The organism is Ochrobactrum quorumnocens, assembly GCF_002278035.1.
GTDB lineage: Bacteria > Pseudomonadota > Alphaproteobacteria > Rhizobiales > Rhizobiaceae > Brucella > Brucella quorumnocens.
The window spans coordinates 1012618-1030579 of the sequence record NZ_CP022603.1; the positions used below are offsets into that span (position 1 = coordinate 1012618).

Here is a 17962-nt window from a genome sequence, read left to right on the forward strand (position 1 = left end):
TCTGTATCATCGACAAATGGCGGTTTTTAGCAATCGCGAATCCGCTATAGTCGCTTCATGACGATCCAGCACTTAAGCGAAACCATTATAAACCAGATTGCCGCTGGCGAAGTGATTGAACGCCCAGCCAGCGTGATCAAGGAACTTGTCGAAAACGCAATCGATGCTGGCGCAACCCGTATCGAGGTTGTGACCGCTGGCGGCGGCAAGACACTTCTACGCGTGACCGATAATGGTTCAGGCATTCCTTCCAATGAGCTGTCACTCGCCGTTTCACGCCATTGCACGTCCAAGCTCACCGACGATGTGAATGATATTCGCGCGCTGGGGTTTCGCGGCGAAGCGTTGCCGTCCATCGGTTCCGTTTCAAAACTCACGCTGAAATCACGTCCGCAGGATGCCGAGTCCGGCTTTGAAGTGGCGGTCAATGGCGGGCGTCTGGAAGGCCCACGCCCGGCAGCACTCAATCGCGGTACCATTGCCGAAGTACGCGACCTCTTTTATGCGACGCCTGCGCGTCTAAAGTTCATGAAAACCGATCGCGCCGAAGCGACTGCCATCACCGATATCGTCAAACGGATTGCAATCGCCTTCCCGCAGGTTCGGTTTTCACTGGCAGGCACGGATCGAACGCCGCTCGAACTTCCCGCGACAGGAAACGGTGTCGATGCCACGCTTGAGCGTATAGGCCAGATACTCGGCAAGGAATTTTCGGACAATGCGCTGCATATTGATGCCGAGCGCGATGGTGTGAGACTTGCGGGTTTTGCCGGCATCCCATCATTTAACCGGGGCAATGCACTGCATCAATTTGCATATGTGAATGGCCGCCCCGTTCGCGATAAACAGATTTTCGGCGCCCTGCGCGGTGCATATTCCGATGTCATTGCGCGTGACCGCCATCCAGTGGCAGTGCTGTTTCTGACACTCGATCCATCTTTGGTGGATGTGAACGTGCATCCTGCCAAAGCAGATGTTCGCTTCCGTGATCCAGGCCTTGTGCGTGGTCTTATTGTGGGTGCCATCAAGCAAGCGCTTGCACAGTCAGGCATACGCCCGGCAACAAGCGGCGCAGAAACCATGCTGCAAGCGTTCCGAGCTGAAGGATTTCAATCGCGCGCCTCTACCGGCAATTACGCGGCTCCTGCGTGGCGACCAGCGACACCATCCGCGCCACGTACAGAATGGTCGCCGCAAACGGCACACCCGGCACATAAGCCGCTGAGTTTTGATAGCCCGCTTGCCTTTCATGAAGACGAGCAGGCAACGATTGCAACAATACCCGCAGCCGATGCACGCGCCACCATCGGGGAAGCCTCTGTCGAAACGATGCAGAAGCCACTTGGCGCTGCACGTGCACAGATTCACGAAAATTATATCGTCGCGCAGACAGAAGACAGTCTGGTCATCATAGACCAGCACGCAGCACATGAGCGCCTCGTCTATGAAGCGTTGAAGAATGCGCTGCATTCTCGCCCGATACCGGGGCAGATGCTGCTGATACCCGAAATCGTTGACCTGCCGGAAGAAGATGCCGAGCGGCTCACCGCCCATTCTGAGACGCTGGCACGATTCGGCCTCGGTATTGAACAGTTTGGCCCCGGCGCAATCGCTGTGCGCGAAACACCTGCCATGCTTGGCGAGATGAACGTGCAGCAGCTTATCCGCGATTTGGCTGATGAAGTTGCGGAACACGACACGTCCGATGGTTTGAAAGCCATGCTCAATCATGTCGCTGCCACCATGGCCTGCCACGGTTCAGTGCGTTCGGGTCGACGACTTAAACCTGAAGAAATGAATGCGCTCTTGCGTGATATGGAGGCAACACCCGGCTCCGGTACATGCAATCACGGACGCCCCACCTATATTGAGCTGAAACTTACCGATATTGAGCGATTGTTTGGCCGGCGCTAAGCAGAGGGTAAAGCATGTCGCAGTTAAATGGATCTAGAGCGAGCACCATGGGTGCGATTAAACGCGACACGCTCTGGACGAAGCATTCGCTGCTTGATAGATTCTGGCATCAAGGAATTACACAATGAACAAATTTGAATCACCTCGCTCATCAGAAGCTGTCCTGCGTTATCTCGACGGCGATTTTGAAATCGTAAAGCACGGCTCTTTCGTCCTGTGCGCGGTCACAGGTGCACCTGTTCCGCTCGACGAGCTGAAATACTGGAGCGTTGCGCGCCAGGAAGCTTATGCGTCGGGGCTGATTTCCTACGAGCGTGAGCTTGCACTTAATCCTGAATTGCGCAGCCGCAAGAAGGCTTAAACTGGTTTAGAAGCCGATAAGGAGCGGGCGTTGTACCGCTCGACTGCCATATCGAGAATATGGCCCAGCGCGTCCTTACGCTCAAATTGCAGATCTATATCGAGTACGGCTAATTCGCGCATAAACTCATTAGGCACGTCACTCATTGTCACCAGGCGAACGTGATCCTTGGCAGTGGTAATTAGGCCCAATCCAAGCCGGTCCGCCGTTTCAATGAGTTTGCGAATATCATCCGGCTGATAGCTGTAATGATCTGGGAAGGTTTGACTTTCCACAACCTCGCCGCCAGCCTCCTCCACACTGGCAAAGAACTTGGCGGGGTTGCCAATCCCCGCAAAAGCCAGCCAGCGATTGCCAGCAACCGCTGAAGCCGACGAAGGCAGCAACCGTGCCTCGTAAACGGCGCGCCCGGCACGTGACGCCTGCCGCACCACAAAATCAGCCGCACCACCCTTGCCAATGCGCAGCAGAGCGTCGGTCTTGCGCATCTGGTCAGTCAACGGCGCGCGCAAGGGACCTGCAGGAATCACTAGACCGTTGCCGATCCCGCGTGTCGAATCGACCACCAGCAGCGAAAAGTCGGCATGCAGTCGTGCACTCTGAAAACCATCATCCATAATGATAAAGTCGCAGCCGCGCCGATGTAATTCCTGCGCCGACTTCAAGCGATCCGGGCAAAGCGCTACGGGCGCATGACGCGCAAGCAGCAGCGGTTCGTCGCCGACATGACGTGCGCTGTCAGAGGACGGGTCAACGATGTGCAGCCCTTTGTAATTGCCGCCATAACCGCGTGAAACAATACCGGGATGTAAGCCGCGCGCTTTTGCGGCCTTTGAAAAGGCAATAGCAGTCGGAGTTTTGCCTGCGCCGCCCACTGTAAAATTACCGATACAGAGAACGGGCGCCGCGATTTTTGGCGGTTCCGCTTTAAGAAGCCGTCGGCCAGCAATAGCGCCATAGACCCAGGACAGCGGCGCAAGCCCCCAGGCACGCCAGTCAGGCTTTTCCCACCAGAAGGGTGGTGCCTCGCTCGCCATGCTTAGATGCCGCCGTTGATAAAGGCCGAATCGCTACGATTTCCCGGCAACTGCGCCTGCAAAACTAGCGGCTGAATGAATGGCTCGAGCGAATTCAATGTGCGATCCAGCGCGCCGCGCATATCCTTTACCGTGTTTGCACCGGCAGCGATCATCGAGCGCAGGTGCTGCGGATTATTGAAGAGAAAGTTGATCGCACCGGCGAGCATGTTGCGATCCTTCACCACGCGCGCACCACCATTCTTGATAAGGCGCTGGAAGGATTCACGGAAATTCTGAACATTCTTGCCCGTCAGCACTGCTGTGCCCATCATGGCGGGTTCAAGCGGATTATGCCCACCTTCTTTGGTCAGTGAATTACCAATGAAGGCAATCTCGGTGAGTTGGAGATAAAGCCCCATCTCGCCAATCGTATCACCAAGCAGAATATCGGTATCCGCTTCGATAACGTCTCCGCGGCTGCGTGCTGCGACTTTCAATCCCTTTTCGCCAAGCATAGCTTCAATGGCGGGAGCGCGGTTGGGATGACGCGGAACGATGATCGTGACCAGACGCGGATATCGTACCTTCAGCATCTGATGGACTTCTGCCGCTATCTCTTCTTCACCATCGTGGGTAGAGATTGCAGCCCATGTACGACGTCCGGCAATTTGGCGCTGCATGGTTGCCAGTGCCTGCGGATCGGCAGGTGCCGGGGCCGTATCGACCTTGAGATTGCCCGAAACGCTAACCGGCCTTGCCCCAAGAGCCCGAAATCGATCGCCATCAAGCTCGGACTGCGCAATCACATGCGCGAAGTTTTCAAATAGCGCTTCCGCCAATTCTGGTCGTTTCTGCCATGCCGCAAAAGAACGGTCCGAAAGACGGCCGTTGACCAGCACATGCGGAATATGCCGCGCGCCAAGCGAAAGCACTGTTGCTGGCCAAATCTCGGATTCACAGCCTATCGCCAGATCCGGCTTCCAGTGATCAAGGAAATTGTTGACCGCCGGTTGCAGATCGAGCGGCGCATATTGATGGATAACCTGATTGCCCAGCTGATCGGCAACCAGTTTCGCCGATGTCACCGTTCCCGTCGTCATAACGATGTGGATACCAGTGGCTGCGATGCTTTCAATCAGCGGCGCCATAGCAACCGATTCTCCAACACTTGCAGCATGAGCCCATATGACAGGCCCTTGCGGTCGAGCTATCGACGTTTTGCCGTAACGCTCACCGCGCCTGGCACGCTCTTCTTTGCCGCGTGATGCACGATAGGAAATATAAGTGCCGATGAAAGGATAGACCGCAGAGCCGAGCATACGATAGGCCGACAACATGTTTCGTGCCCAACGTTCACTCATTTACCTGCCTCCAATGCGGCATAGGCCTTGGTCGTCGCGTCATTGAGTTGGCGCGTCAATTCCATGCGCTTTTCTTCCAGTTGTGCCTCATCGGCATTTTCATCCACCCAGACCGGCTCTCCACAGACAATTATCGAGCGGCCGAATGGCAACGGAATTGTGGTCTTATCCCATGTCTTATGCAAAACATGATTCCGCGAAAAAGCATACGCAAAAGGCATTATTGGTCGACCTGATAATTTGGCCAGCAAAATAATTCCTTCGCCCGCTTCACGCGCTTTGCCGTGGGCGATATCAGCAATCATTGACGCTGATTGTCCCTTTTTCAGGGCATTTTTCAACGTTAAAAGCGCGCGCGCTCCACCTTTTCTAGCGGAGTTGCCTTCACCGCGCCCACCAGAGCCTCGCACTGTGATGAAGCCGAACTTCTCAGCGATACGTGCATTGAGTTCCGCATCGGCACTGCGGGAAAACATGGCCACCACTTCAAGATCATGGGGACGCACCGCCGCTGCCATAATGTGCTGACCGTGCCAGAACGTTATGATTGAGGGGCTATTTTCGCGCAAAAGGGTCTTGATATCAGCAGATCCCTTGAGACGCGGATTGGTCAGATGCACAAATTTCAGATAGCTGGAAATGAGCTGCACCAGCGCGGATTGTAAGAAAGCCGAACGCGCAAGTGGCCCGCGAATGCGGCGCCACATACGCTTTGCAAATCCATCCGAGCGGCTGCGTTCACCGGCTTTCGGTGCGCTTTTTTCCTTTGCCATCTGATCTTTGTGCGGAGCAGACAAAAGCGCTTATTCCGCTTTCAGGTCAACGCCTTCAGGATCAAGCAAGCGATGCAGGTGAACAATGAAATAACGCATGTGCGCATTATCGACAGTCTGCTGCGCCTTGGACTTCCAGGCAGTTTTGGCAGACTCGTAATCAGGATAGATGCCAACGACATCGAGATTATCGAGATCGCGGAACTGAACGGTTCCTAGCTTTTTCAGCTCACCGCCAAATACCAGATGAAGAAGCTGCTTTTTGTCGCCTTCGGCACTCATGACAATATCCCTTGAAACAAACTTATTCGCCGCATGATTAGCTCAATGGCCAGTCCGCGACAACACTCAACATTTCCTGCAAAAGGTTTCCGCTGGACGCAACCAGCGCACCATGTTGTAGCGTCGGTCCACCGTAGATGAGAGGCTGAGCGTCGTGGGTCAAGAGCGCTCCGCCCGACTCACTCAGGATGAGATCGGCTGCGGCCAAGTCCCAATCATGTGAATTTGGCCGAATGAAGGTACCGGCGATATCACCACGCGCAACCATCGCAATCCGATAGGCGAGCGATGGTACATAAGGACGCAAAATCACGCGATCACGCCAGCCTTCCGGCAAAGTTTCGACCATCCTTTTTGCCGAAGCCATGGCAATTTTATGGCCATTTGGTGGCAGACGGGTACTAATCGGCAGGCCGTTTTGCGATGCACCAAAGCCTTTGCCAGCTTCGATCACTTCATTGCGTGCAGGGCATTGCAGCACACCGGCAATTGGCTTGCCGTCTTCCACGATGGCAATGCTCACACACCACTGGGTTTGCCCATTGATATAACCGCGTGTGCCATCAATCGGATCGACCACAAATGCGCGGCGGCGCGCGGCGGCCACTCTTTCATCCGTAGTTTCTTCTGAAATCCAGCCATAATCAGGCCGTGCTTCAAGCAGCACTTCCTTCAGATAGTTATCGACTGCGAAATCCGCTTCGCTGACGGGGGACTGTCCATCTTTCAACCAAACTTCCGGCGACTGGCCGAAATAACGCATTGCAATACGGCCAGCTTCGCGCGCTGCATTGCGCAGAAGTTCTAGTTCGTTCTGTATATCTTTGCGTTTCTCAATTTCCGGCAAGGGTCATGCCTTCAATCACAAGGGTTGGGGCCGTCATGCCAAAATTCCGGTCAATATCGGAAGCGGGCGTCATATTGAGGAACATATCCTTGAGATTAGAGGCAATCGTCACCTCACTCACAGGATAGGCAAGCTCCCCGTTTTCAATCCAGAACCCGGAAGCGCCACGGCTATATTGGCCCGTGATCATATCGACGCCCTGCCCGAACACTTCCGTTACATAAAAGCCGGTGCCTACAGACCGGATCAGCGATTCTGGTGTTTCCACACCTGGTTCAATGGCAAAATTGGTCGAAGCCGGTGAGACACCTGAACCCGAACGCACACCGCGTCCGTTGCCGGTCAATCCCAGTTCACGTGCACTCGAACCTGACAGAAGCCATTGCTGCAACATGCCATCTTCAACCATCATCAAGGGCTGACCTTCGATGCCTTCGCCATCAAACGGGCGCGACGATGATCCACGAATGCGCAGCGGATCATCGGTAACATTGATCCCCGCCTTCAAAATCTGCTTGCCCAGACTGTCGCGCAGAAAGCTGGTCTTGCGTGCAACGGCAGCACCGTTGATTGCGCTCGCGAGATGGCCAGCAATACCCCGCGCCAACCGTGGATCAAAAACGGCCGTAACCGGACCCGTCTTGGCTTGGCGTGCACCCAGACGACGCACGGCGCGTTCACCGGCGCGTCTGCCGATATATTCGGGTGTGTCGAGATCGGCAAAGTGAAGGCGAGAACTAAAATCATAGTCGCGCTCCATCTTCGTGCCTTCGCCTGCGATTGCAGACACCGAACGACCAAAACGCGTTGCAGCATATTCGCCTGAAAAGCCTGAAGATGTAACGAGCACAAGCCCGCCCATGCTGCGCGATGCACCAGCCCCACCCGAATTGCTCACGCCCTGCACGGCACGCGCTGCCGCTTCAGTTGCCAGTGCGTCTTCGGTAAGGCGCGCCGTATCGATTTCGATCGCGTCGAAAAGATCGAGATCACGGGGAGCTTTTACCAGCAAAGCCGGATCGGCCAGTTGCTCATACGGATCTTCCGGAGCAACACGCGCCATGGCAACAGCACGCTCCGCCAATTTGTTAGGATCGCTGCCAGCATTGGCTGAAACACTGGCGATACGTCGCCCAACGAACACTCGAAGAGAGAAATCATCACTCTCCGACGATTCGGTTCCCTCGACCTTACCAAGCCGAACAGAGACGCTAACAGAGCGCGCACGGATCACAACCGCGTCAGCATGGTCAGCCCCCGCACGCTTTGCAGCAGCCACCAGCTGCGCTGCGCGGTCGACCAGTTTATCCGACGAATTATCTGAAATCATTACATAATCCAAGACTACAGGGGCAAAACGGCACCAGACTGGTAACCACGAGATATAACCAACCGTAATGGGAATTTGCGAAAAAATATCGTCAAATTATTCGACATCGGACTGATTAGAGCCATATCATGTGTCTATATTGCTGAAATCGGGGGGCTTCAAGGCAAGCTTGCCACATTCTTCATATTCCAAGAGCAAAACATGGTCGCAACAGGCGGAAGTCTTTACTTACAGGCGCTGATGATTCTGGGTGGTGCGATCATCGCTGGGCCCTTATTCAAACGCCTTGGCCTTGGCACCGTTCTGGGCTATCTCGCCGCCGGAATTGCGATTGGTCCAGTTGCACGCCTTATCTCGGAAGGTGAGGAACTGCTGCATTTTTCGGAGCTGGGCGTCGTCTTTTTGCTGTTCATCATCGGACTTGAGCTGAAGCCATCACGGCTCTGGTCGTTGCGTCATGCAATTTTCGGCCTGGGTGCTGCCCAAGTCCTGCTCACCGGCTCGGCATTGGCAGCCTTGGGTGTCTATCTTGCTGGCCTGGAGACCAATGCGGCAATTATCATCGGTTTCGGCTTGGCGCTATCCTCAACGGCATTTGCTATGCAGGTGCTGGAAGACCGCGCTGAGACCAACCAGAAACACGGACAGCGTGCCTTCGCCATCCTGTTGTTTCAGGACCTCGCCATCGTTCCTATTCTGGCGATCATTCCTGCACTGTCCCCCAATGAGCCTTCACAGGCCAGTGCTGGCTTTCATCTGGCAACGGCCATTGCTGCGATTATCGCTCTGGTGATTGCGGGACGCTATCTCATCAACCCGATGTTCCGTATCATTGCTAATACCGGCGCACGCGAAGTGATGATCGCAGCTGCCCTTTTTGTGGTGCTGGGTTCAGCCAGTCTTTTGCAGGCGGCAGGACTATCCATGGCAATGGGGGCATTCATTGCAGGCGTGCTGCTGGCCGAATCGTCTTACAGACACGAGCTTGAAGCAGATATCGAACCTTTTCGCGGAATTTTCCTCGGCCTGTTTTTCGTGGCTGTTGGTCTTTCGCTCAATCTGACTGTGATCCTGCAATATTGGAAGACCATTCTGATGGCCGTCCCAATCTTCATGATCGTCAAGGCCGCCATCATCTATGTTCTATGCCGCATCTTCCGCTCGAACCATAATGACGCAATCCGCGTTGCATTTCTGCTGCCACAGGGCGGCGAGTTTGCCTTTGTGCTATTTTCCGCTGCCGCAGCAGCAGCCGTCATTTCGAATGCACTAAGCTCGGAGCTTGTCGCCGCCGTCACAGTTTCAATGGCACTTACACCGCTTTCTGTGGCCATCGGCTCAAGACTGCTGATCAAAGACAAGACCGAAGACGTCATCGAAGAAAACTTCGAGGGCGCTGGCGCTGATGTACTGATGATCGGCTTTTCGCGTTACGGGCAGATTTCCGCCCAGATACTGCTTGCTGGCGGCATCGATGTGACGGTGATCGACAACTCACCGAACCGCGTACGTGCCGCCGGAAAATTCGGTTTCCGCATCTATTTCGGCGATGGCACCCGCAAGGATGTGCTCGAAGCAGCGGGCATCCGCAAAGCCAAAATTGTCGCCGTGTGTACGCACAAGAAGGAAATTACCAACCGGATCGTTAATCTGATCCAGTCGGAATATCCCGATGTGCGTCTTTTTGTGCGTTCCTATGACCGTGAACACACGCTGCAACTTCGCGCACAAGGCGTGGAATATGAGCTGCGCGAAACTTTCGAATCCGGCCTTCTGTTTGGTCAGCGTACGCTTGAAGGTTTAGGACTTTCAGAAGCCAACGCTTATGCAATCCGCGAGGACGTGCGGCAACGCGACGAAGACCGCCTGCACGTCCAGGCATCGGAAGGAATCATGGCAGGACGGCATCTGCTCTTCAACAAGCCCGTCACGCCTGAGCCTCTGGTTAAACCACAGCGCGAAGGCCAGCGGATCGATAAAGCGGGCGACGGCATCGATGCAGTTGCCAATATCGACGAAGGTACGGCGTCGGCCGCAGTTGCAGCTGAATAATCGCTAGAGCGCCGCGCACCCTCTTGGGCGCACAAAGGTCGCTCTAACACTTTATATTTACAGCATAATTTTACCTTAAACTGATTCAAGTTTAAGGAGTTATGCTGTAGTGGATTGAATTTGACGTTTGAACCCCGACCGATAACCATACTGTATCAAAGGTCAAATTCGAAAAATCCACTCGTTAGTTTTATCGCCCTATCCTACGCATCAACGCTGGGGATGCTCAGGACGCCGCAGCGGCAGGCTTACCGCTTAAAACCGCGTCGAGGGCGAGTTTCAACTCTTCGCGGATATCTGCACTTTGCGATAGAATCTGTTCGAACTTCAGGAAATCGAGCAAGCCTATTCGTTCGACGTTCGGACGCAGAAAAATATGTGGCGGGCGATTGCGGAACTTGTTCTCGATGATCGAGCACATGGTGAGCTGGTTGGCACCCATGACAGCTTCGATTGTGGTCGGCATATAATCATCAGGCCCTACAGGGGCACCAACAACATCAATTCCAATCACAATATCCGCCTTATCGAACAGCAGATCGAATGGCACCGGATTGAGCAGTCCACCATCCACCAGAATTCGCCCATTGCGACGGACCGGTCTAAACACCGGCGGAATAGCGCAAGAAGCGGCGATGGCAGAACGCAGGTCGCCCTGTTCGATATTGAGTTCCGTGGCCGCATGAAAATCCGAAGCGGTAATGCTCATCGGGATTTTCAGCTCTTCCACATTTTCGGGTAGGGCTGCGGGTAGAAAGACTTCTAATATCTTCTCGATATTGAACTGGCTGACGCGGAAACCGCCTTTCAGCAGCTCGACCCAGCGTTCCGGGCGCGCCTGCCACATGCGGCGGGCGACTTCCGAACGGCGATTGAAAATCGCCGCCATATATTCATGAATTTCCTTGCCGCTCATGCCGTTCGCCATTCCGGCCCCGACAATCGAACCGATGGATGAACCAGAAATCGCAACCGGCTTTATGCCCAGTTCGTCCAACACTTCGATAATATGGATATGTGCGATACCGCGAGCACCGCCGCCGCCAAAGGCGACGGCGATACGCGGTGATGTCGGTACGGTTACATCCATGAAGCTTTCCTCACGGCATATCGGCTTACGATTGTGCCAAACTAAGATTGGGCCAACTTAAGACTGAGCTGGACCGAAAATCAGAATTGCAGGTTCTGCTTCCAAAAGCTTTTTGGCAATAGCTTTCACCTGATCGAGCGTCACCGCATCAATCAGTTCGGCGCGCTTGTCGATGTAATCACGATCAAGCCCTGCTTCCTGAAGGCCAACGAGCGTGTCGGCAATCGACACCGATGAATCGAGATTGTTCACCGCATAAGAGCCCTTGAGATAGCTCTTGGCTGCAGCAAGCTCGGCTTCTGTCGGACCATCATTTGCCATTGCAGCGACCTGCTCGCGAATGATCTTGAGCGATTCCTGCGCCTTTTCAGGCCGTGTCGCAGTCGAAATTGTCAATGCGGATACATGATCACGCAATGCCATCGATGACGATACCGAATAGGCGAGACCGCGCTTTTCACGCACTTCCGCATAAAGACGCGAGGTGAAACCGCCACCCAGAATGTGATTCATCAGGTAAGAAGCGAAGAATTCCGGATCTTTACGTGGAACTGCCGGATAGACAAAGCTGATCGATGTCTGTGGCATGTCAAAGCTGAGGCTTGTCGTCGTGCCAAGTGCGAGTTTTGCATCAGGCACTGGGACAAGTTCGGCATTTGCAGGCAGATCGCCGAATACCTTGTCGAGCATTTCGCCAAGATCCTTGGCGTTAATCGAACCAACAACGCCGATCGTCAGGCGATCGCGAGCAAAGTTCTTGCGGTGGAAATTGACAAGGTCTTCGCGGCTGATTGATTGCAGCGATTTAACTGTGCCTTCGTCCGGGCGACCATAAGGATGGTTGCCATAGAGAACTTCGGAGAACTTGCGCGAGGCAATGGTTGAAGGATTGCGCTGCGAGGCTTCGAGGCTTGCAACCACCTGCTGACGAATGCGGTCAATCGCATCCTGATCAAAGCGCGGCTTGTTAACGGCAAGCGCCAGCAGTCCATTCACTGCATCACGGTTCTCGGCAAGCATACGAATATTGCCAGATACCGAATCAGGCGAAGCTGAGAAGCTCATCTCTGCACCGAGGTTATCGATGCGGTCCTGAAAACTGTCGGAATCGAGGTCGCCAGCGCCTTCATCGAAAAGCCCGGTCATCAGATTGGCAAGACCTTCCTTGCCACCCGGGTCCTGCGATGTGCCCCCCTTGAACGAGAAGCGCATAGAAATGAGCGGCACCGAACTATCTTCAACCAGCCAGGCTTTGATGCCCTTTGGCGAAACAACCTCCTGAATCTCGATTGCGTATGCCGGAAGGTTCAGAATGACCAGCAACATCATGGATGTTGCCAGCGCCATCATCGCGGTCGTTGCACGATTAACATTCAACGCAATAGCTTTGCTCACTGGATTGCTCCTCCCGCGCCATTCTCACCTGCATTGCCAGCGGCAGCATTCGGATTCTCGCGTGCATTTTCAGGTTCAGTATCCGGCGGCAGCAAGTAACTCGTCACCGACTGATTTTTCACCAGATACCGGTTCGCGGCATCTTTTATCTGCTCGACGGTAACGCCCTTGATCACATCTGGCCATTTCTGAATATCTTCGATACTCATGCCGATAGAGAGCGTGGAACCATAAATCCGAGCCATACCTGACTGGCTGTCGCGCGCGAAGGTTACTGCCTTGAGGAAGCGATTGCGTGCCTGATCGAGTTCGGTCTGCGTCACGCCGTCCTTGATGATACGTGCAACTTCGGCATCAACGGCCTTCTCCACATCGGCCAACGTCTTACCGTTCTGTGGCGAGCCGTAAACCGAGAATGTTCCATCATCAAGTGGGTCGCCATCATAGCTCGCACCAGTGTTGGATGCGATGCCCTGCTTGACGATCAATTCCTGATAAAGACGAGAGCGTAGTGAACCACCGAGAATCTCGCTCAGGAGATCAAGTGCTGGCGCGTCGCCTGCCTTCACATTCGGGAAGCGCTTTTCATTGGAGTAGGACGGCACCAGCCACGACATGCGGAACGACGGCGTGCTCACACGATCGTCATGCAGCGTCACAACGCGGGCTGCGTGTTTTTCCGGCTCCTGCGGACGCTCACGCGGCAGAACATCGGCACGCTTGGGGATTGTGGCCCAGGTCTTCATGACAAGATCGAGCACGCGCTCAGGTGTCACATCACCGGCGATCACCAGCGTTGCATTATTCGGAGTGTAATATTGCTGGTAGAAATCAACCGCATCCTTGAGGCTGAGTTTCTCCATTTCCTGTCGCCAGCCAATCACAGGCACACGATAAGGATGATTGTAGAAAAGCACAGCATCTGTGTTTTCCATCAGCATTGCTGCGGGATTTGAATCCACACGCATACGACGCTCTTCAAGGATAACCTCGCGCTCAGTCGTAACCGCCTCTTCGTCGAGCACTAGATTGGCCATGCGGTCCGATTCATAACCCATCACCATTTCAAGCGCATCGGGAGCGACACGCTGAAAATAAGCCGTGTAATCATAAGAGGTAAATGCATTTTCCTGCCCGCCGATGGCTGCGATTTTCGCTGAAAACTCGCCAGCCGGATAGGTCTTGGTACCCTTGAACATCAGGTGCTCAAGAAAATGCGCAATGCCGGATTTGCCCGGTGCCTCATCAGCCGACCCCACATGATACCAGATCATCTGCGTGACCACCGGGGCGCGATGATCGGGAATAACCACGACCTTCAACCCGTTTTCGAGGGTAAAGCTGCTGATATCTTCGGATTTCGTGATTTCTGGCAGATTTGTTTGTGCCTGAGACTGGGCCGGAGGCTGCGCAGCTTCGGTTGCAGCCGCTGGTGCGGGCGTCTGCGCCTGAACCGAGCCTGTTGCAAGAGGCAGAGCCAGCGCCAAACCAAGGGCGGTGGACAACAAAAAGTGCCGGAGTGAGGGGTTATGCACCAAACGACATCTCCAATCAGTTTCATTCCGCCCTGACAGCTTTGAAGTGTCTGGCGAGCGGCAAGACCTATATTCAAAATTCACTGTGCTACCGAAACCGGAGATCCGGTTTCGGATAAATCTTCAGTCCGCTTCAACTGTATCAGCCGAATGATGGTGCCACCATAATTCCGCTCTTCACGAACGACGAATCGTTCATCCAGTTCCAGCGATGCTTCCGCATCTTCTTCAAGCACGAGAAGTGCGTCAGGATTAAGCCAACTGCCTTCAAGTGCTGATAAAAGTGCCTTTTCGCCCATGCGACGACCGTAGGGCGGATCAGCAAAAATCAGATCGAACGGTTCCATCGTTCCTGCTTCGCCAAGCTTGCAAGCATCGCGGCGCAGAACTTTGGTCAGTCCCTGCAGACCAAAGGCCTCGATGTTCTGGCGGAGGATGCCACGCCCTTCCGCTGATTCTTCGACAAAAACAGCATAGCGAGCACCGCGAGAAAGTGCTTCAAGACCGAGCGCGCCGGTACCTGCAAAGAGGTCCAGAACACGCCCGCCTTCAACCTTGTCCGGGAAGCTGTGTGCGAGAATATTAAATAGGCTTTCCCGCGTCCGATCTGTGGTCGGACGAATGGAATTTGTGGTCGGTGTGACGAGCGCGCGCCCGCGGAATTTACCGCCGACGATCCGCACCGCCGCCCCCTGGCTTGCCGCCGCGTGGCTTTCCATCACCAGATCTACCATTGCCTGGCTTGCCGCCCGAACCGCCACGATCCGAACCCTTGCCAAAGCCGCCTGGACCCTTCGACGGGCCGCGACCTTCACCACCACCGGAACGTGGACCGCTGCTGCGTGGACCACGATCGGCATTACCACCACCGAAACGACCTTCGCTGCGCGGACCCGAAGGCTTGCCGAAGCTACGGCCTTCATAACCGCCCGATGATCTTTCGCCGCCTTCGTTCTTCAGTTCGGCGCGTTCGCGCTTGCCCGGACGACGCTCTTGTTTACGATCATCGCGACCTTCAGGACGTGGAGCACGGGCTTCTGGTCTGCCTTCCGAACGGCCTTCAAAACGGCGCGGACGATCATCACGACCTTCTTCGCGACGCTGATCGCCATCTCCGAAACGACGTGGGCGAGACTGAAAGTCTCCTTCCGCACGAGGAGCGCGAGGTCCTGAACGGTTATCTGAGCGTCCCTCAGGACGATTTCCAGAATGGGAACCCTGTTTATCAAAACGCCCTTCTGAACGGCGGGGACGGTCATCACGGCCGGCTTCACGACGCTGATCGCCATCAGCAGAACGACGCGGACGCGACTGCAAATCACCATCGGAGCGGCTTGCACGTGCGCCACGGCTCTCAGCGCGGGCAGCTTTTTGGGCTGCAGCTTTTTCACCCTGCGGGCGTGCGCCCGGTGCCATCCAGACATTGCTATTGCCACGGCGACGCGGCTCTACCTTGTCTTCTTTCTTTTCTTCGCGCTTGCGACGCTCTGGCTGGCTGGAAATCCATTCGCGCTCGCGCGGCTGGCGACGATATTCGCCTTCTGGCTCCTTCTGTTCCATTTCGCGACGCGTGCGACCTTGCACGACGGTATTAGAGAATTCGTTCAGAACTGGCGCGTCGAAATCCGCACCTGATTCCTCAACGAGTTTTTCACCAAGCTGATCGCGCAGAATACGTCCACGAATTTCACGAACCGCACCTTCTTCAAGATCGCCGAGCTGGAAAGGTCCAAACGACACGCGGATCAGACGACCAACCGTCAGACCAAGCGCGCCAAGGATGTTCTTGACTTCGCGGTTCTTGCCTTCGCGCAGACCGATTGAAATCCAGACATTGGCACCCTGTTCACGCTCAAGCGTTGCTTCGATGCTGCCGTAGAAAATGCCTTCGACGGCAATGCCGTTCTTCAACTCATCAAGCTGTGCCTGTGTGACCTTGCCGTGGGCCCGAACGCGATAGCGTCGCAGCCAGCCGGTGGAAGGCAATTCCAGAACGCGCGACAGACCACCATCATTTGTGAGCAGAAGCAGACCTTCGGTATTGATGTCGAGACGACCAACCGAAAGTACGCGCGGCATTTCCGCAGGCAACGCTTCAAAAACAGTCGGACGCCCTTCCGGATCACGATTGGTCGTCACAAGACCTGCAGGCTTGTTATAGAGCCAAAGACGTGTGCGTTCTGCCTGCTTCAACTGCTTGCCATCAACCGTGATAACGTCGGTGCGCTTCACGTTCACCGCGGGGCTTTCAAGCACCTTGCCGTTAACCGAGATCCGGCCAGCCGCAATCATGGTCTCGGCTTCGCGACGCGACGCAATGCCTGCGCGTGCGAGACGCTTGGCAATGCGCTCGCTGGTATCTTCACCTTCTTGGGTTTCGCGCGATCCAAACTTGCGCGGACCACCGCGATCATCGTCACGGCGAGGTCTGTCGTCGCGTGGACGGTCAATACGTGAGCCAGCCTCACGTGGTCCTGAACCTCGCTCGCCGCGTTCACCGCGAGTGCTGTCGGGGCGATCGCCCCGACCTTCACCACGTCCATGCGGGGGGCGTCGACCGCCCTTGTTATCGTCTTCAGTGCTCATCTGGTGTTGGCCTTTCAGCAGCGCCGCCGTGTCGTCTTTCGCACCTTCGGGGTTGGCGAAGAACCGTCCGGTCAAGAACGCTGTATAAATCCGTTTACAAATCGGTTTTGATTTCGTGACTTATGCAGTAACAAATCGCTCAATGGCTTGCGAGCGAAATTTCCCTGTCCAGCGCACGAAATGAGGTTGGATTGAAAAAGGTTGCAGACATTTCGGCACCAAAAGTGGCAACACCGATGGAGATTGCGCTTGAAGAGGCGAAATCTGCAGCCCTCCGCGGCGAGGTGCCCATTGGTGCGGTCATCGTGCATGAAGGCAAGATTATTGCCCGGGCAGGCAACCGTACGCGCGAATTGAACGACGTCACGGCGCATGCGGAAGTACTTGTAATTCGTCAGGCAGGAGAAGCACTTAAGTCCGAACGCTTGCTCGACTGCGATCTCTATGTGACGCTTGAACCCTGTGCAATGTGTGCAGCCGCTATCTCTTTTGCTCGCATCCGGCGTCTTTATTATGGCGCTGCTGATCCCAAGGGAGGGGCTGTGGAATATGGGCCACGCTTCTACACACAACCCACATGCCATCACGTTCCAGAAATTTATGCGGGTTTCTCCGAAGAAAAATCCCAGAAAATCCTCCGGGATTTTTTTCGCGATAAGCGATAGATCATGGCTTAATGAATTACCCTATGCCTCGTCATGTGGCGCAAAGTGTTATCACGCAGTGCAAAATGATGGATCAGCGCCATCAGCACATGTCCGACGATAGCGGCCAGCAACACCCAGCCAAGAAGGCCGTGAAGCGCGTTGCCGGGCGCTGTTAGCGCCGCATTCTGCACGCCTGTCTGTTCGAATAGTTGGATACCGAAGACGGAAAAGCCACGGCCGTTGCCATAGCTCCGAAGCAACGCAAGCGCAGGCACTGCAAACATAAGCGCATAGATTACCAAGTGACCGAAGCCTGCGAGCTTCCCCATCACACCGGGCTTATGCGGTCGGCTGAAAAGGTTTAGCAGTCCCCAAATGCCGCGCAGCAGAACGAGTACCAACAAAGAGAAGCCAATTGTGAAGTGCGCTGACCAAAAGAAATTATAAAGCGGCGTCTCTTTGATGAAAATGCGCAGGATAGCAGAGATGAACTGCCACAGAAAAAGCGCGGCCATCAACCAATGGAGCATACGACTGATGACGCCGTAGCCATCGGGGCCATCCCAAAATGAGTTTGTTTTGTGCATTACTATACCTTACATCCCGAAAAGCTGCAGGATACGCTCTGCCAGAATGTTTTCGTTGATTGAAATCAAATATTGTTCAGAATAACCAACATTAAAAATATTTAATATTAGAGATTGATTCACGCAAAATGGCATCTTTTTTATGATGAAGAAATCATACTGATATAAAGAAAAAGCCGGAAG

General features: G+C 54.6%; 16 protein-coding genes. 4 read left to right on the forward strand and 12 right to left on the reverse strand.

The features are described from left to right. The first annotated feature begins 57 nt into the window (after positions 1-57). On the forward strand, positions 58-1914 hold the full coding sequence (gene mutL, locus CES85_RS04775) for a DNA mismatch repair endonuclease MutL (RefSeq protein WP_095444863.1): 1857 nt from the start codon (positions 58-60) through the stop codon (positions 1912-1914). Between the two features lie 124 nt (positions 1915-2038). After that, positions 2039-2275, forward strand: a complete 237-nt coding sequence (locus tag CES85_RS04780) for a DUF2093 domain-containing protein (RefSeq protein ID WP_095444864.1) — start codon at positions 2039-2041, stop codon at positions 2273-2275. On the opposite strand, the gene lpxK is transcribed toward CES85_RS04780, so the two are convergent. Genes lpxK through CES85_RS04810 form a run of 6 tightly spaced genes read right to left on the reverse strand, consistent with a single transcriptional unit; the run spans position 2272 to position 7887 of the window. Next, positions 2272-3312, reverse strand: a complete 1041-nt coding sequence (lpxK, locus tag CES85_RS04785; RefSeq protein ID WP_095444865.1) for a tetraacyldisaccharide 4'-kinase — start codon at positions 3310-3312, stop codon at positions 2272-2274. The two genes, CES85_RS04780 and lpxK, sit on opposite strands and share 4 nt — an antisense overlap. A 2-nt stretch (positions 3313-3314) precedes the next feature. Further along, on the reverse strand, positions 3315-4655 hold the full coding sequence (waaA, locus tag CES85_RS04790) for a lipid IV(A) 3-deoxy-D-manno-octulosonic acid transferase (protein WP_095444866.1): 1341 nt from the start codon (positions 4653-4655) through the stop codon (positions 3315-3317). Further along, entirely contained in the window at positions 4652-5428 is a 777-nt protein-coding gene (locus tag CES85_RS04795; protein WP_095444867.1) for a lysophospholipid acyltransferase family protein, read from the reverse strand. The genes waaA and CES85_RS04795 overlap by 4 nt, the downstream gene beginning before the upstream one ends. A gap of 30 nt (positions 5429-5458) precedes the next feature. Further along, positions 5459-5710 carry a DUF4170 domain-containing protein gene (locus CES85_RS04800; RefSeq protein ID WP_095444868.1) on the reverse strand — a complete coding sequence of 84 codons (252 nt, stop codon included), beginning with the start codon at positions 5708-5710 and terminating at the stop codon, positions 5459-5461. Positions 5711-5747: 37 nt separating this feature from the next. Further along, entirely contained in the window at positions 5748-6557 is an 810-nt protein-coding gene (locus CES85_RS04805) for a 3'(2'),5'-bisphosphate nucleotidase CysQ (RefSeq protein WP_095444869.1), read from the reverse strand. After that, entirely contained in the window at positions 6544-7887 is a 1344-nt protein-coding gene (locus tag CES85_RS04810; protein ID WP_095444870.1) for a TldD/PmbA family protein, read from the reverse strand. Before CES85_RS04810 ends, CES85_RS04805 begins: the two co-directional genes overlap by 14 nt. A gap of 201 nt (positions 7888-8088) precedes the next feature. Between CES85_RS04810 and CES85_RS04815 the strand changes: the two genes are divergently transcribed. Next, complete coding sequence (locus CES85_RS04815) at positions 8089-9939, forward strand: monovalent cation:proton antiporter-2 (CPA2) family protein (protein ID WP_095444871.1); 1851 nt, start codon at positions 8089-8091, stop codon at positions 9937-9939. Between the two features lie 226 nt (positions 9940-10165). On the opposite strand, the gene CES85_RS04820 is transcribed toward CES85_RS04815, so the two are convergent. From CES85_RS04820 to CES85_RS04845, 5 genes are all read right to left on the reverse strand, one after another. Beyond that, on the reverse strand, positions 10166-11029 hold the full coding sequence (locus CES85_RS04820) for a patatin-like phospholipase family protein (protein WP_095444872.1): 864 nt from the start codon (positions 11027-11029) through the stop codon (positions 10166-10168). Positions 11030-11086: 57 nt separating this feature from the next. Then, the gene (locus CES85_RS04825; RefSeq protein WP_244923238.1) at positions 11087-12379 is read right to left on the reverse strand and encodes a M16 family metallopeptidase; all 1293 of its coding nucleotides are present in this window, start codon (positions 12377-12379) and stop codon (positions 11087-11089) included. Between the two features lie 41 nt (positions 12380-12420). Next, complete coding sequence (locus CES85_RS04835; RefSeq protein ID WP_095445707.1) at positions 12421-13959, reverse strand: M16 family metallopeptidase; 1539 nt, start codon at positions 13957-13959, stop codon at positions 12421-12423. A gap of 80 nt (positions 13960-14039) precedes the next feature. Further along, positions 14040-14642, reverse strand: a complete 603-nt coding sequence (gene rsmD, locus CES85_RS04840; RefSeq protein ID WP_244923148.1) for a 16S rRNA (guanine(966)-N(2))-methyltransferase RsmD — start codon at positions 14640-14642, stop codon at positions 14040-14042. Continuing rightward, the gene (locus CES85_RS04845) at positions 14623-16545 is read right to left on the reverse strand and encodes a pseudouridine synthase (protein ID WP_095445709.1); all 1923 of its coding nucleotides are present in this window, start codon (positions 16543-16545) and stop codon (positions 14623-14625) included. The genes rsmD and CES85_RS04845 overlap by 20 nt, the downstream gene beginning before the upstream one ends. 236 nt (positions 16546-16781) lie before the next feature. Here CES85_RS04845 and CES85_RS04850 point away from each other — a divergent pair, with 236 nt between their 5' ends. Continuing rightward, positions 16782-17210 carry a nucleoside deaminase gene (locus tag CES85_RS04850; protein ID WP_404903508.1) on the forward strand — a complete coding sequence of 143 codons (429 nt, stop codon included), beginning with the start codon at positions 16782-16784 and terminating at the stop codon, positions 17208-17210. An 8-nt stretch (positions 17211-17218) separates the two neighbouring features. Here the strand turns inward: CES85_RS04850 and CES85_RS04855 are convergent, their stop codons facing one another. Further along, the gene (locus CES85_RS04855) at positions 17219-17779 is read right to left on the reverse strand and encodes a cytochrome b (protein ID WP_095444875.1); all 561 of its coding nucleotides are present in this window, start codon (positions 17777-17779) and stop codon (positions 17219-17221) included. Positions 17780-17962 lie beyond the last annotated feature (183 nt).